Origin of the sequence: Shewanella litorisediminis, from assembly GCF_016834455.1 — a bacterium.
GTDB lineage: Bacteria > Pseudomonadota > Gammaproteobacteria > Enterobacterales > Shewanellaceae > Shewanella > Shewanella litorisediminis.
On the sequence record NZ_CP069213.1, the window covers coordinates 1839723 to 1854993 of the forward strand.

The following is a 15271-nucleotide window of genomic DNA, read 5'->3' on the forward strand; positions in this document are numbered from 1 at the left end:
CCCAGGGTTTCCCATGCCGTTTAATTTACCCATTGCCTTGACCTTATTCCGACTGTTTTTGTTACCGGTCTTTGTGGTGATTTTTTACCTTCCTTATTCCTGGACACCCTTTGCGGCAGCCCTCGTCTTTTGGCTGGCGGCCATTACCGATGCCCTTGACGGTTATGCGGCCCGTAAACTCGGGCAGCTGACGCGTTTTGGTGCCTTTTTAGACCCCGTTGCTGACAAGGTGATGGTGGTGACCGCGTTGGTCCTCCTGGTAGCCGACTACAATAGCCCCTGGATGACCTTACCGGCGCTCTTTATGATTGGCCGGGAAATCGTCATTTCCGCACTGCGTGAATGGATGGCCGAAATTGGCAAGCGTGGTGCAGTAGCCGTGTCCTGGATTGGCAAGTACAAAACTGCCGCGCAAATGGTTGCTATCATTGGTCTTATTTGGAAACCCAATACATTCTTGGTGGATTTGGCCTATGGCCTTTTCTACCTCGCGGCGATTTTGACCTTCTGGTCAATGATGAGCTATATCCTCGCAGCCTGGAAAGATCTGACTTCTGAATAAAGAATCGACCGTGATTGTGCGTGTTTAATACAGGTCGTTTAATTAGTGTGCACACGATATCTTCACTGAAAATAAGCATTTGACAGTGAGGGTGAAATCGGTAGAATGCCAATCCGCAGTCAGGGGAAACTTTGAGTGCAGACGCTTTAAAACTCCGAGCACTGCTCAGAAAAGTAAAAGCAAATGCGACATTAGCTCAGTTGGTAGAGCGATACCTTGCCAAGGTATAGGTCATCGGTTCGAACCCGATATGTCGCTCCAATCTTCCTCCCCGGAAGCTTGGTACAAGATGGCGCGATGGCAGAATGGCTATGCTGCGGATTGCAAATCCGTCGATCTCGGTTCGACTCCGGGTCGCGCCTCCACTTTTCGATAACTTCCATAAGCGAAGCATCGACACTTTGCCCGAGTGGTGGAATCGGTAGACACAAGGGATTTAAAATCCCTCGGCGGTAACGCCGTGACGGTTCAAGTCCGTCCTCGGGTACCATTCAAGTCAATCAGTTACCCCCAATCAAGCCCAATCAAGCTCAACCTTACAAATCCGTGCCGCCTTATATGGCCACCTGAAGTTTTTTGCGTGGCGCCTTGTGACTATGGGTCTCTGTCACCGTCAATCATCACTGTACCCCTCACTTTTTGGTCATATCCCACTGTTGAAGTCATATTCTTATGGCGCGACAACGCTCGCTTTTTCTTTAGATGGCCGGGTGGGTCGATGCAACTGACTCATCGTTTGAAGATTGCAAAAAGACGAAGTCCAGAGTTTAGGCACGGCGCTCGCTTAACTGGTCACCAGGCTTTTGTGGGCCGTGCGTCATCCTTGCGGGTAATTGATCCTTCCAACCTTGGTTTACGTAACTGGAAGACCGATTAGGTTGTCATATGGCGTTAACCACAAAAATCGGGTCGCTGTAAGGGATGTCGGAACGGCCTATTGAGACAAAATCCGTCGCCTTGGTGCGTATTTCCGGTAACCCACAGTGACGTGAAGCCAGGGCGTTTTAACGGCCGCGTCACGTAAATATCTCGGTATGACAGTAAAACATGCTGGTTCGAGGAAGTCTGCGGGCATTGATTAGAAAGCGATTTGTTTACTGATTTTGGATTAAGTGGACTGGATGGTTGCAATTTTTCTTGGGGAGATGGGCGTGGCGCTCGAGAAAAAGCGGACCGTATTTAACGACGCCAAAAGAAAAGCCAGATGCTTACTTTGATGATGTGCTCAGGTGATAAAGATCATCGTGGTAAATGGTTAAAGCCAAGTGAAGGCGATTGAGATTTTGCGTCCAATGATGATTTTGGCTGTGGGTATTTGAGCGTGACGAGAACCTTAGCCGGTCTCGTTACATCAGAACCTGTCGACATTGTTGCTGATAGTGCTGTTTATAAAGAGGTTTTAACATGGGTGGGAAACGTCCGATGACCATTGCTATGCGTCTTGCGTTAAGCTTTGGTGGCATATTGCTGTTAATGGTTGCGTTAACCCTTTTTGGGGTCCAACGCGTAGAAAAAATCAATCAAACACTCTCAGAAATCAATGAAGTCAATTCGGTAAAGCAGCGTTATGCCATCAACTTTCGTGGAAGCGTTCACGATCGCGCTATTGCACTGAGAGACGTGACGCTGGTTCCTGATATTCAGTCTCTACCTGAAATTCTCAATGATATTAAAAGACTGGAGGATTTCTATTTGGCTTCCAAGAAGCCAATGGACGATCTGTTTATTGAGCTTTCAGATGTTGCCGAGGCAGAGAAAAGGTTGTTGAGCACAATCCATGACGTTGAAAGGCGAGCTCAGCCCATGGCTCAAGAAGTGATCAGATTGCGTCAGCAGGGCGACCAGGCAGCCTCTCAAGCATTATTGTTGGAAAAAATGAGCCCTGCCTTTGTCGAGTGGCTGGCGAGCATCAATGCGTTTATCGACTATCAAGAAATGAAAAATCAGAAAGCGACAGCTTACGCTCGCGACGTTGCTTCCGGGTTTGCTGTGACAATGATATTGCTAACCCTGCTTGCCATCGTGATTGGCTCCGTCATGGCTTGGTACATCAGCAGCTATTTACGGAAGTCGCTGGGCGGTGAGCCTGTCGTTGCTGCTGATATCGTTAGCCGAATAGCCTGCGGAGATTTAACAGAGGACATCATAGTCACTCAGTCAGGCAGTATGTTGGCTGCGGTTTCCGGTATGCAGAAACAACTGAGCTACACGCTAAAACAAGTCATTGAGGGTGCAAAAACTGTATCGGATAAGTCCATCGAGCTTGAACGGGCCTCCGAGGAGGCTCTTCATGCCTCAGAAACCCAAGCGTCATCAGCGATAACATCTGCTGCAAGCATTGAAGAGCTAACCGTAAGTTTAAGCAGTGTCGCTCAAACAGTTGAGCAAACGGAGCAAAACTCAGAAAGAACCGCAACCATATCTGCTGAAGGGGCCAGACTTGTGAAGAATGCAGCCATGGAGATGGCGGAGGTTGCTAAAACAGTAAAAGAGTCAGCATCACAGATAAGCAGTTTACAGCAGAGGTCTAAAGACATTGCCGGTATTGCAAGTGTTATTGGCGGTATTGCGGAGCAAACCAATTTATTGGCATTAAACGCAGCTATCGAAGCGGCGAGGGCCGGCGAGTCCGGGCGCGGTTTCGCGGTCGTAGCAGATGAAGTGCGTCAATTGGCTGAGAGAACCAGCAAAGCAACAACGGAAATTGCGGGTATGATTGAGCATGTGCAGACCGAAACGCTTCATGCCGTTAGGGGTATGGAAACCTCTGCTCCAAGAGTCACTCAAGGCTTGGCGTTAGCAAACCAAGCTGCTGACATGCTCGAACAAATTGAACGTCAGGCTGAAGATTCACTAAATAACGTTCGTAATGTTTCTCAAGCGACGAGCGAACAATCCAGAGCAATCGTCGAACTTGCAAAAAATATTGAATATATTGCGTCAGTTTCACGGCAGACCGCAGATGAAATGCGAAAAAATAGATTCGTTGTCAGTGCACTCCAGGAAGTTTCCGTCGCTCTCAGCAATCAGGTCAGTAAATTTAAAGTCTGATTGAATTTGTTTTGAGGTTTTTGTAGTCCGGAAATCTAATCGCTAGGGAAGGCTCAGACAAACTGCGGAAATGAGGTGTTTGTGGGGCAAACCATTAACACCCATGTCAGGAGCCTGAATAAGACTTGTATGCACACAGAGGCGCTGTAAACATCGTTAGGGTTGACAAGTCGGCTGCTAAAGCATCACTTACGGTGTTGCATCCAGTGCAAACTGGATAGGCGACGGTAAATTTTGCTGTGTCATTGGCGATTTATCACGGTGAAATGCGGTCTCTGAACAGGCTCTTAAATTGGTGCTTGAATTGCTAAACCGGCTGATGGCGAAGGTGATACTGTCGCACACACAGACCTGTGTCTTTCCTTGTTTGGGACGTTCGTCGTCGTTGCCAGGCTCCATCTGCTGGTAATGATGGCTGATGATGGAGCTGCGTGTGAGACAAATGTGGTGCTTTGTGCCCTGATGAGAGTGTCATCGGCCCGAGATTAGCTGTTTAAGAGCCGGTGCGGGTTTAAAACTTGGCTGATTGAATCCTGCTACTTCCATCATCTCCCTTGTTTTGGGGTTTCGAACCTGACGGGGAAGGTGATAACGCAGCTCGAATGTGCCGAATTGCGGCAGATAGAGTGTTTCTCCCTCTTCCAATGCCTGACGAATCGAAGCCAGGATTTGCTCAAGTTGGCGTTTTGCCTCGGATTGGCTGACGCCGGTAGCCTTGGCGATGGACTTTGTCAGTGTGGCTTTGTTCATGGGCGCTCCAGGGACCTCAAAGAAAGACCGTTAAAAAAGCGGCCAGTTATATCAGCTTGAAAATGATCTTCAAGTGCAAAACCTTGATCCTTGGCCAGTTGATGGGTTTCTGCGCGAGAAGTCAGTCAGCAGTGGTATGACAGGGGCTGATCCAGATGCCATCATTAAGACAAGGCATGAAGGAATACGCCTGCAGGAGTCGTTATGGCAAGAGTCTTTTGGATTTGCTTATTGTGCTTGGTTACGACAGCAGCATTAGGCGCTGAGGCGGCTTACAGCCGTCAGTTGATGCGGGACCAGGCCAGTTTGTTGATTTTGGCTGAACCCTCTCTCGAGGGGGAACTAAGCCCCTTGATGCGTAATTTCGACACTGACAGCAAGTCGCTGGAGCAGGACTATCTCAGGCTGAAAAACGCCTGGCGCCAGCTTGGTATGCACCCAAATCAGGGACGCCTTGACGAGGGGGGTAACACATACGGGATAGCCGAATCGGCTCATCATCAAAATGCAACACAGGATCTCAACTCAAGATTGATAGCCCTTGAGCCCAACGACCGATTTCTCACTACCATGAACCGGCTGCGGCACTTGCTTTGGTTAGCCGATCAGCCTTGGCAGCCCATAGTGCTGAATGGTTTGCTCAGACCCGGTGATTCTCATACTGAGGTGGCGGCAATTGCTGAGCGGCTATGGCTATTGGGGGATATGGATACTGAGCCTCAGCTTGTATCCCCACGGTACGATGATGAAGTGGCACAGGGTGTGCGGGCATTTCAGCGGCGTCATGGGCTCAAGCAAGATGCGGTTATTGGCCCCAAAACACTCTATTGGCTGAACCTTTCACCCGAGGCAAGGGCCGCGCGGCTTGCAAAAGACTATTTACTGCAAAGTCGTGAGCGGCAAGCTCTGCCACCTACCTATGTGTTGGTTAATATCCCCGCCTTTGATTTGGAGCTGGTTGATAATGGCGAGGCGCTGATGCATTCCCGGGTGATTGTTGGTAAACCCAGTCGTAAAACTCCCTTTATTCAGAGCGAGATAAGTGCCGTTGTGGTGAATCCGTCCTGGCGGGTTCCGAGGCGCCTAATGCGCCTTGATGTGCTGCCAAAGGTACGTAAAGACGGCGGCTATCTTGCTCGTAAGGGCTTTATCGTCTGGAGCCGTGAAGGTGAAGAAGTAAAAGAGACGGACGACTATTTCCAAAGCGCGGCAGCCGGCAAATTCCCCTATCTATTGGAGCAGCGTCCCGGTCCGGACAATGCATTGGGGCGGTTTAAATTACACTTTGCCAATGATGATAATGTCTATCTGCACGATACCCCGGATAAGCATTTGTTTGATGAATCGATGCGGGCATTGTCTTCGGGGTGTGTCAGGGTCGAAAAAATCAACGAATTGTCTGCCTGGCTTGCCGATGGACGCTTGGCCGATCCCCGCCGCTGGCAGCAAAGCCTGCAAACTCCCCAAACCACCCGCTGGTTTACCCTTAAGGAACGGCTACCGGTTCACTTCGTCTACTGGACCAGCTGGGTCGACGCCGAAGGCAAGGCGCAATTCAGAGAAGACATCTACGGATTTGCGCAAAATAATCAAATTCTTGCTGCCAAATAGCCTCAAATAATCAAAAATAACTGCTGTTTTCGAACGGGTTGAATTTTGATCCCGGTCATACTTTATGCGTCAGAAAGCTTGATCATATAAGCCTTTCGTTATATTTTCTGGCTGTTTTGACCAAAAACAATACAAAGGTGACTGAGTGACAAATTTCTCTCCTGCTCGCAGGCAGTTAATGCTTGGGCTGGGAAGCATGGCAATGTTTTCTGTAATTTCATCGCCGGCAATGGCCAGCCGGTCTACTCAAGGCAGCAGGATGCTGAGTATGTTTAACCGCCATACCCAGGAAGAAGGCAAGGGAGCTTACTGGGTCGATGGTAAATATCAAAAAGAGATTTTGACGGACTTTGATCATCTTTTGCGTGATCACCGCGCAAATGTTGCTGCACCAATGGATAAGCGATTGTATGACCTGCTGTTTCATTTACAGGAAAACCTAAAAACCCAGGATACAATCCACATTATTTCCGGTTACCGTTCACCGCAAACCAATGCCAAACTGGCCAATAAAAGTGGTGGTGTGGCCAAGAAAAGCCTGCACATGGAAGGCAAAGCTATAGACATCGCTATCCCGGGGATCCGTTTGGATAGACTGAGAGACGCCGCCAAAGAGCTTAAGCTGGGTGGAGTTGGTTACTATCCCCAGTCGGGTTTTGTGCATGTGGATGTGGGGCGTGTGCGCAGCTGGTAACGCTTTTACACCAGGCATCCAGTTCGCTCAGCAGCACTGCATAGTCTGATAACAGGGAGCAACATCCGGTCCTGAGGCCTGATTGCTCCCTGTTCATTTGCCAGTCTGACAAGGTTGCCGCGAGTCTGCAGTAAAATTGGCGCAGTGATGAGGGTCTGTTTCTGCCCGCCAAACGACTGGTCAGGCTGTCGAGCTCCCCTGTACAGGCGATAGCTTCGGCCAAGAGCAAATCCATGGTGTCATTGGTAATCACCAAGGTGTCAAACTTGTACTCCAACCGATTCATTAAGGCATCCAACAAATAAAAGCTGCCTTGCCACTGACGCATTAAATCGTTGACGCCAGTATTATTTGTGACCATGGTGAGTCTCCAGAAGCCAATCCGTTGCAGCGTAGCAGTGGTGCTCTGGATGAAATGTGAGCAAGATCACGGACCAACTCTTGGTAACCATAAGATTTTCCCTGCAGTTACAATTGCAAACTTTGTTTAGCAATTTGGTTGCCCTGCAGCCAAAGTACAGTCTTGCCTTGCCCGGTGCGGGTGGCTGTGTTAGTATGCGCGCGCTTCGTGTTTGACGGAGCCAGTGTGATTTGGTTGGTCGAAAATCAATTTGCGCTGTAACTTTCTGATATGAGTGATGAAAACATGTCTTACACTATTCCTGCACAAACCCGCACTGAGATCGGGAAAGGTTCGAGCCGCCGCCTGCGTCGTGAGGGTAAAGTTCCTGCTGTTATTTACGGTGTTGGCAAAGAGCCAGTATCCATCGTTTTTGACCACAAGGACATCATCAACATCCAGGCTAACGCTGACTTCTACACCAGCGTTCTGACCATCGTTCTGGACGGCAAAGAAGTAAACGTACGCGCTCAGGCTATGCAGCGTCACGTATTCAAGCCAATGATTGACCACGTAGACTTCGTTTACGCTTAATCATTAAGCTTTGCCGGAAAAAGCGCCCAATGGGCGCTTTTTTTGTGCCCGCAGTGCTGATAGCTGTGCTCATATTTCAACAAGCGCCGGTGATGTATCGCCTGTGAATCGCTGTGGCAGGGTGTGATGAGTCGCCATGATGGCAACGGGTATGGGCTACGGGTATGGCAGCGTGGCAACGCTGAGGCCGCCACGCTATCTTCTGAGCACCCAGACCAAGGCTAGAGATCGAAACTGTAATAGATATCCAGCGACTGGCCAACGGTACCCGACACAGTTTCCAAATACAGCTGCGAAAGCAGGTAATAGCGCACTGTCATTTCATAGCCCGGGTTGAACACACCCACGCCATACTTCACCATCAGGTTTTCACCTATGTAGCCGCTGATGGCAACCCGGCCGTCATCATTTGCATCAAGTTGCACATTGGAGAAGCCAAATTTTTCTACCAGAGAGGTGGCCGTGCTGCCAATGTTGCTCATAGCACCTCCGGAAAGTGATGAGCCAAGTGAGAGTGCGGCGCCTACCATCAGCGCGTTGTTATCGCCACTGTCATTGCTTGCAAAGCTTTTGCCTTTCAGTATGTAAGACAGGATTTCCGCTTGCTCTTTCGACGGATTGGAGAAGAGGGTAACCGCTGGCGCCATACCTGTGCCGGTTATTCTGACACCGGCAACCAAATCCTCATCTTTTATCTCTCGGATGGCTTCGATATTGAGGTTGGGCAGCTGTGGCGGGCCAACAAACTGAACTTCCCCCTTGGGGATCTTCAGAGTTTGGCTCATAAATTTGTAGCTGCCACTGAGCACCTTGACGTCACCAAAGAGTAAAGGTGGCTTAAAGGCTTGTTGCTGTAATCGCAGGGTTCCATCGAGCCGTCCCTTAAGGCCCATGCCTTCAATTTTCACCTGATCGCCCACCCGGATATTGAGATCGGCCGTAACGCCATAGGGGCTGGTTTTTTGCCCTCCATCTGCGATGGAGTCATCAAATACCACATCGGGGGATATGGCAACCCCGCCTTCTGCCAACTGCAGTATCTTGATGTTGCCGGAGGGAATACTGACACCCCCTTTTAAATCCAAGTTGGTGGTATCAAAGGTCAGTGTCAGATCTGGCGATATATAGAGTAGAGCCATTGGTGGCACTATCATGGCGAGTTTGTCGCCTTTGACGGCCAACTCGCCGCTGAACTGCCCATCGGGCCAGGCGAGGGTACCGTTAACGCCACCCTTGCCATCGCCCATGAGCCAGCTGCCATTGAGTGTGGCTTGCTGGCCTGCGAAGGCCATCAGCATGTCAACATCGCTTACCAGTGTCGGATTGGCACTGGCAGAAAATGCGCCTTTGGCGAGCGCCAGCTTGCCACTGACCTCAGGCGCCATCAAACTCCCGGCAAGGGTAAGTTCGCTGCTTATTTCGCCTTCCAGGGTATCGAATTGGGGTAAAAACTCTCTCAGGGCATCGAGTTTGATACGCTCAAGATTGATATAACCGCTCAGCGTCCGTTCAGGCGTGACTGCAACTTCGATACGGCTGTCCAGCGTTGCAAGTCGGGAGGAACGCAGGCTCAGTTCTGCCATCAGAGTTTCAGGATTGAGCGTGGCTTTTGCAGACAGAGCTTCAAAGCCCAACTCCACCAGACTGCCGTTTGGTCGTAACAGTGTGAACAGTCCAGGATCAAATATCAGGCTCAGCTCGCCGGACGGTTTTTGCTTGGGGCTCCAATCAATGGTGGCGTCGAGGCGGGCATGGCCTTTCCAATCCATGTTATTTGGAAGCAGTTTATCTATGATGGCGCCGGGCTCTCCCCGGAAACTGATGGCCACATCGCCAGTACTGCCAAGGGTGGCCGGCTTTGTCAGGCACAGGGCGTTGTCACCCTGGCTGAAGCAGGTCTCACCCAGGGTGCCGCTGTTAGTAGCTAATTGCCAGTTAAGCTGCATATCCTCGTATAAGGTCCAATTACCAAATTCTGTGCCGAGATCAAACCGGGTCATGCGCGCTGTGACTTGCTGCGTTTTTTCGTTGAACTGGCTTTCCACCACTGTGTCGAGCCGGATATCGCCAAAGCTATCTGCTCGAAGACGCTGTTTGGTGATATCGCCCTTGGCGCCCAGGGTAACCGTGTCGAGTTTGCGGCCGCCGAGGTTTAAGTGAGTACCTTTTACAGACAGGGCAAATTCATGTTTGGCGAACGGTTGGTATAAGCCCTTTATTGACAGTGACTCAAGCTGGGTTGTACCAAATTGAATCTCATCGCCCTGGGCTTTAAGGTTAACCAGGGGATCCTGATTAGTGCCACTGACATCAAGATTGGCCACCAACTCGCCGCTAAGCCCTTCAGTGAGCAGCGATAAGTCCGGCGCTGAGATATCGCCTTGCAGATCCCAGTTATCTTCCACATTGCCGTTGAGGGTGAGTTCGGCGCCCATTGCGCTTAATAAAAAGTCGCTGGCACTGATATGCAGCTTATCGTTAACCGTCACGTTGCCTGTCAGGGTAAGGGGAAAGCCTTCCAGTTCACCCCGAATATCAGTCTGAGAAACGCTGATCTGCCACTGCTCTTTAAAGCTGCCTTCTGTGTCAAAGACGCCATCCAGACTTCCGGAGGGTAAGGTTACACTCTCTGGCAAGATAAGGGCTGAGGGGGTAAGTTTTTCAAAGCTGACAGCGGCTTGCCAGCGAAGTCCGTCGGCATAATTCAGTGTGCCGCTTAAATGAATATCTCCGGGTTCACCCGATAGGTTCACTTCACTTATCTCGATGGCTTGGTCCTGATGATTAAAGGCGGAGGCGAGCGAAAGCGGGTTGTGATATGGCGTGATAACCATGCCGTTAACCGTGGCGGTTTGGGCGTTCAGGTTGCCGCTGGAAACCAATGAGAGATCCTGAGCCTGGTATTGAGGTGACTGCAATGGCCAACCCACATTCGTCTTGCTCAGGGTCAGCGAGAAGGGTAACTCTGGGTTTAACAGCGCGGCCTCGGCATCAAGCTCGAAATCCAGGGTACCTTTGCCCTGCGCCTTGACAATCAACTGCGTCAAACTGCCGTTGAGGTCGAGTTGCAATTGCTGCTCGCCGATATCGGGGAAACGAGAGGGCGAGTGGGTGGTGGCGTGAAGTGTGAGCGCCATGGGATAGTCTGCGGACAAATTCACCGTGCCTTTAAGCTCTAATTCGGCTTCGGGATGTTCCAGAATCAGTTCATGCACAGTCAGTGCGCTGCCGTCGAAATCAGCTCCCAACAGCAGATGGCTTATGACTTCCTCTTCGCCCAGTATAGCGAGTTGGGTATCGGTCAGTTCGGCCTTTTGCAATTGCAGGTTCATTGGCAAGGCGATGGTCGGCAAATTGGCAAGGGGCCAGTGCTGCTGCTTTGGCTCTAAGCTGTGTTTCTCCCCGGTGCCGCCCGTTTGTGTGCTGCCCGGTTGCACTGCGCTATCCGCAAGCGTGTTATTCACGGTTTGGGGAACGCCTTGCGCTGGCGTATCTGCCTCTTGCGCTGCGGGGATAGACACACGTAAGCCACGGCTTTGTAACTCATTCACCTCTAACCCGTCTGCCTGCCAGCTTGCGGCCGCCATCAGGTAGTCGGCGCCGAATCGCATGGTATCGACGCGCACATCGACTTCGGTTAACTGCGCCTTATCCAGGGATATGGTTAAGGGTAAAACCAGCTTTTCATGGGCGGGCGAGGGCTCGCTGTCGCCTTTGGGAAGTTTGTCCGTTTCTATCAGCACGGAAACGCCATCGAGGGACAGGTTATGCACACACACGTCATTGGCGAGAAGGCAAGACGGCTTCCATTCCAGCAGTAGTTCTTTGCCTTCAACGGCAATGCCATCCATGGACCAATTGATATTGCTCAGAGCCAGGTCGCGGTTAATACTGCCGCTCAAATAATCCGCGCTGAAATTGGGTACCAGGCTGGTGGCAAGCCCCACGGCAATCCGTGCGCCAAAGGGGGTGCCCAGCAACAGGGCCAGTATGACAAGCACAAGCAGCGGTATGTAAACCAATAACCGGGTAATGAGCTTGAACAGCGGCCAGGGGTGGTACCACCGCAGGGTCTTTGCCAGATTCTCGGGCGTACCGGGAATACCGGAATTCTCGGGTGGGGTTTGGGTCATATTCTGGCTCATAATTCGCTACCCATGGTCAGGTGGATTCGCCATGAGCGCTCCAGCGTATCGGTTTCAGTCAGGCCAACACCCAAGTCGAGCTTGATGGGGCCTATGGGAGAGATCCAGTGGACTCCACCACCAACTGATACCACGGGTTCAAACTGTTCCTTATCAAACGCATTACCTGCATCCACAAAGGAGCCCAAACGCCAGGTCGGCGTCAGATAATATTGATATTCAAGGCTGCCGACTGCGAGGTAGCGGCCCCCTATGACTTCGCGGGCGATTTGGCCATCATCATTGGTGAACTCGATATAGGGCCCAATTTCCTGAAACGCGTAGCCGCGGATACTCTGATCGCCGCCGGTGAAGTACCTCAGTGAAGGCGGTACCAACGCCAGGTCCCCGTCGTTCACCAGATTCAAGCCAAAATCGGCCCTGGCAACCACACGGTGTTTGCTAAAGAAGGTGTCTATCCATTTGAATTTGGCCTGAAAGCGGGTCAGGCGGGTGGCTGAGCCCAGGGCCGGATCGGCATAATCAACACTGTAGGAATGCCGATAACCCCACTTGGGGTCGAGAGTCGCATCCCCCCTGACCGTATTGGACAGGCTAAAACCTGCCAGCAGGAAAGAAGGCGAATAATCTGTATCAAACTGGGTATAGCTCTCACGGATATAATCCAGCGAGTACCCCATCAACCAGCCATCGGCAAGTGACTGCTGTCTGAGCACCCCCAGCAACTGTTTACTGGACTCCAACTGACCTGTGTTTCTGAAGTCCAGCGCCTCAGGGTCATACACCTGAGTTACACCGTATTTATCCCGCAACAGCCCCAGCCTCAGTTTTAACTGATCGTCCAGCGGATGGGTGAGGGGGATGGTATAGGTAGTTAAAAACTTTGGCCTGTCAGGGGACCATTCGATGCTGGTTTCCTGGGAATGGCCGTGGCTGTTGATTTGTGGCGTGCGCCAGGTCACCCTGACTCTGGGCTCGAATGTGCTGTCGCTGCTTGAGCCGATGTCTGCCCCCAAGCCGAGTTCAATGGAGTGATTCGGTCGGTTTTCCAGCTCAACTTTTATGGGAACTTCCCCGTTTTGAGCTTTGTCGATTAGAGGGAGAACCTTGGTAGAGCGAAAATAACCGGTTTCCTGCAAGCGGCTGTTCAGTGCTGAAAGCCGCTTTGTTGCATAGGGGCTTTGGTGTTTAAAGGGAATGAGCTTGTCTAGAAACCCCTCATCCAGGGTATCGCCTTCAAAGCTAACATCACCGAGGCGGTAACGGTCGCTGGAATCAAAATGCAGGCTGATGGTGGCGCGGTTCTCATCACGGTTTACCCGGATTTCTGCTTTGGTGTACTTGCTGTCAAAATAGCCGCGGGACAGGGCTAATGCACTCAGCTCGGCCTTATGGGTTTCATAAATACCATGATTGAGAATCTCACCCGGCTTGAGGTTTACACCGTCAAGCCATTTGTTAAAAGTCGCGTCATTGAGCATTTCACCGGCAAAGCGAATGTCCACCCAATCTATCCGGGTTGGTTCACCCGGAGTGACCGTCAGCTGCAGCTCCCAGGGACCTTTATCCGGGCGACTCAGTTTTTGGCTGAGTTCACCATGGTAGTAGCCAACAGACTGCAGCGCATCGTCAACACCGTCTTGAACATTAAACAGGAATGCACGCCTTTGCTCCTGGGATTCCGGCAAGGAGCCCAGGTGAGCAAGGATATTTTTTTCGAGCGCTTCATCCACGCCGCTGACGTTTATCCGCAGTAAAGGATCGCTGTCTGCGTTGACCTGCATGGGGCCAATTAAGGTGGCGGCTGTGAGAATACTTAAAAAATTCGCTTTCAAAGGCGCAAAAGTCCCGGGTTGCAGTTGTTGCTCCATTGGGTTTTATTGTCGCTGTATCCGGCATGCCCGGCAAGGTGGGATTGTGTTTGGTGCGCGAAATCGTTAAAAAGAACACACAGTTGTCACACTAAAGCAGAATAAGATGAACAAATACCCCGCCATATTCACCGCCCTTTTTAGTCTTGGAGTAGCCATGTCCCCGGCGTCAGCGCAAGAGAATCCTTTCGGCATTGCCATTCACGGCGGGGCCGGCACCATATCCAAGGCCAAGCTCACCGAAGAGCAGGAGCAGGCGTACCGCGACAAACTGGAAGAAGCCGTTAACGCCGGTCATAAAATTCTGGCAAAAGGTGGCGACAGTCTCGATGCGGTCAAGGCTGCCATCAATATTCTTGAAGACAGTCCGCTGTTTAATGCCGGTATGGGCGCCGTATACACCTTCGACGGTACCCATGAACTCGATGCCTCCATCATGGATGGAAATACCATGAATGCCGGTGCCGTGGCCGGTGTTAAGCACATTAAAAATCCCATTGATTTGGCATTAATGGTGATGAATAAATCTGATCACGTAATGCTGTCTGGTGTGGGGGCTGAAGAATTTGCCCTGACACAGGGGATGCCTTTGGTGCCGGCCAATACCTTTGATACCGACAGCCGTTACCGGCAGCTCCTGGACGCCAAAGCGAAAATCAATGCCGCCGAAAGCGCCGCCAAAGATTTTCATGCATCGGCCACGAGTCTGGATCTGGATTACAAGTTTGGCACTGTGGGCGCGGTCGCCCTGGATAAAAACGGCAATCTGGCGGCCGGGACCTCGACCGGAGGAATGACCGCCAAGCGTTTTGGCCGTATCGGCGACTCGCCGGTTATCGGGGCAGGCACCTATGCCGAGAATGGTGTATGCGCGGTTTCTGCCACGGGGCATGGTGAATACTTCATCCGCTATCACGTGGCCGCCGACATTTGTGCCCGGATGAAGTATCAGCAAAAGAACGTTATCCAGGCGTCTGATGAGGTGATTAACCAGCGCTTGGTGGAGGCTGGCGGCAGTGGTGGCATTATCGCCATCGATGCCCAGGGCAATGTGGCTACACCTTTCAATACCGAAGGCATGTACCGCGCCAGCCGGGTAAATAAAGACGAGCCATTAATTATGATCTGGCGTGACAAATAACAGATTGAGGCAATCGAAACCATTGGCAGGCAATCACCGCAGTTCTTTCCTACACTTGGAAGTGTAACAACTGACAGGGGAATGCAATGGATTCAATTAAAGTCAGGGAGCATATGGACAGGCAGGCCGTAATGCTCAAACCTGAGATGACGCTTGCTACGGCCGTTGAGCTGTTGCTGGAACACAAAAAAAATGGCGCACCCGTGGTAGATAATGACAAACATCTGGTGGGCTTTTTATCCCAGCAGGATTGTTTGGCCATCATGCTCAAGAGCAGTTATCACTGTGATTTAACCGCAACCGTAGCGGATGTTATGCGGACCGATGTACTGCAGGTCTCGCCCGATGACAGCGTTCTGCGGCTGGCCGAGCAAATGACAGGTGCCAAGCCGAAAATCTATCCGGTGGTGGATAATGGCAAGGTGATAGGCATTATCAACCGTACCCACGTGCTTGAGGCCATGAACGTCTATATGCAGCAATGCTATCTTGCACCGGCCTGACAGCCGGAA

At 51.2% G+C, this 15271-nt stretch carries 10 protein-coding genes and 3 tRNA genes; 10 read left to right on the top strand and 3 right to left on the bottom strand.

Annotation, left to right across the window (positions count from 1 at the left end; genetic code table 11):
* The first annotated feature begins 13 nt into the window (after positions 1-13).
* The 5 genes from pgsA (at position 14) to JQC75_RS08005 (ending at position 3613) form a co-directional block, all read left to right on the top strand.
* Positions 14-562: a CDP-diacylglycerol--glycerol-3-phosphate 3-phosphatidyltransferase gene (gene pgsA, locus JQC75_RS07985; protein ID WP_203326872.1), complete on the top strand. Its 549-nt coding sequence runs from the start codon at positions 14-16 to the stop codon at positions 560-562.
* 185 nt (positions 563-747) lie between these two features.
* A tRNA-Gly gene (locus JQC75_RS07990) sits at positions 748-823 on the top strand.
* A gap of 30 nt (positions 824-853) precedes the next feature.
* Positions 854-927, top strand: a tRNA-Cys gene (locus tag JQC75_RS07995).
* 38 nt (positions 928-965) lie between these two features.
* Positions 966-1052: transfer RNA gene (locus tag JQC75_RS08000), tRNA-Leu, on the top strand.
* Positions 1053-1984: 932 nt separating this feature from the next.
* Positions 1985-3613: a methyl-accepting chemotaxis protein gene (locus JQC75_RS08005; protein ID WP_203326873.1), complete on the top strand. Its 1629-nt coding sequence runs from the start codon at positions 1985-1987 to the stop codon at positions 3611-3613.
* Positions 3614-4084: 471 nt separating this feature from the next.
* Here JQC75_RS08005 and JQC75_RS08010 read toward each other — a convergent pair whose 3' ends face one another.
* Complete coding sequence (locus JQC75_RS08010; RefSeq protein ID WP_203326874.1) at positions 4085-4363, bottom strand: HU family DNA-binding protein; 279 nt, start codon at positions 4361-4363, stop codon at positions 4085-4087.
* Between the two features lie 354 nt (positions 4364-4717).
* Between JQC75_RS08010 and JQC75_RS08015 the strand changes: the two genes are divergently transcribed.
* The 3 genes from JQC75_RS08015 to rplY all read left to right on the top strand — a co-directional run bounded on the left by JQC75_RS08015 (position 4718) and on the right by rplY (position 7602).
* Positions 4718-5974 (top strand): L,D-transpeptidase family protein, encoded by a 1257-nt coding sequence (locus JQC75_RS08015; RefSeq protein WP_203326875.1) that lies wholly within the window; start codon positions 4718-4720, stop codon positions 5972-5974.
* Positions 5975-6119: 145 nt separating this feature from the next.
* On the top strand, positions 6120-6668 hold the full coding sequence (gene mepK, locus JQC75_RS08020; protein WP_203326876.1) for a peptidoglycan L,D-endopeptidase MepK: 549 nt from the start codon (positions 6120-6122) through the stop codon (positions 6666-6668).
* Positions 6669-7314: 646 nt separating this feature from the next.
* The gene (gene rplY / locus JQC75_RS08025) at positions 7315-7602 is read left to right on the top strand and encodes a 50S ribosomal protein L25 (protein WP_203326877.1); all 288 of its coding nucleotides are present in this window, start codon (positions 7315-7317) and stop codon (positions 7600-7602) included.
* A 221-nt stretch (positions 7603-7823) separates the two neighbouring features.
* On the opposite strand, the gene tamB is transcribed toward rplY, so the two are convergent.
* Both tamB and JQC75_RS08035 read right to left on the bottom strand, forming a co-directional pair.
* A complete protein-coding gene (tamB, locus tag JQC75_RS08030) occupies positions 7824-11747 on the bottom strand; it encodes an autotransporter assembly complex protein TamB (protein ID WP_203326878.1) in 3924 nt (1307 codons plus the stop codon).
* Complete coding sequence (locus tag JQC75_RS08035) at positions 11744-13618, bottom strand: autotransporter assembly complex protein TamA (protein WP_428985248.1); 1875 nt, start codon at positions 13616-13618, stop codon at positions 11744-11746. Before JQC75_RS08035 ends, tamB begins: the two co-directional genes overlap by 4 nt.
* 157 nt (positions 13619-13775) lie before the next feature.
* On the opposite strand from JQC75_RS08035, the gene JQC75_RS08040 reads away from it, so the two are divergent.
* Positions 13776-14759: an isoaspartyl peptidase/L-asparaginase family protein gene (locus JQC75_RS08040; protein WP_239002142.1), complete on the top strand. Its 984-nt coding sequence runs from the start codon at positions 13776-13778 to the stop codon at positions 14757-14759.
* Positions 14760-14845: 86 nt separating this feature from the next.
* Positions 14846-15262, top strand: a complete 417-nt coding sequence (locus JQC75_RS08045) for a CBS domain-containing protein (RefSeq protein ID WP_203326880.1) — start codon at positions 14846-14848, stop codon at positions 15260-15262.
* The last annotated feature ends 9 nt before the right edge of the window (positions 15263-15271 follow it).

Excerpts from the sequence above, each read along its gene's own strand:
- pgsA (WP_203326872.1), top strand. The coding sequence starts at position 14 with ATGCCGTTTAATTTACCCATTGCCTTGACCTTATTCCGACTGTTTTTG.
- tamB (WP_203326878.1), bottom strand. The coding sequence starts at position 11,747 with ATGAGCCAGAATATGACCCAAACCCCACCCGAGAATTCCGGTATTCCC.
- JQC75_RS08005 (WP_203326873.1), top strand. The coding sequence starts at position 1,985 with ATGACCATTGCTATGCGTCTTGCGTTAAGCTTTGGTGGCATATTGCTG.
- JQC75_RS08045 (WP_203326880.1), top strand. The coding sequence starts at position 14,846 with ATGGATTCAATTAAAGTCAGGGAGCATATGGACAGGCAGGCCGTAATG.
- JQC75_RS08010 (WP_203326874.1), bottom strand. The coding sequence starts at position 4,363 with ATGAACAAAGCCACACTGACAAAGTCCATCGCCAAGGCTACCGGCGTC.
- JQC75_RS08015 (WP_203326875.1), top strand. The coding sequence starts at position 4,718 with ATGCGTAATTTCGACACTGACAGCAAGTCGCTGGAGCAGGACTATCTC.
- JQC75_RS08040 (WP_239002142.1), top strand. The coding sequence starts at position 13,776 with ATGTCCCCGGCGTCAGCGCAAGAGAATCCTTTCGGCATTGCCATTCAC.
- JQC75_RS08035 (WP_428985248.1), bottom strand. The coding sequence starts at position 13,618 with ATGGAGCAACAACTGCAACCCGGGACTTTTGCGCCTTTGAAAGCGAAT.
- rplY (WP_203326877.1), top strand. The coding sequence starts at position 7,315 with ATGTCTTACACTATTCCTGCACAAACCCGCACTGAGATCGGGAAAGGT.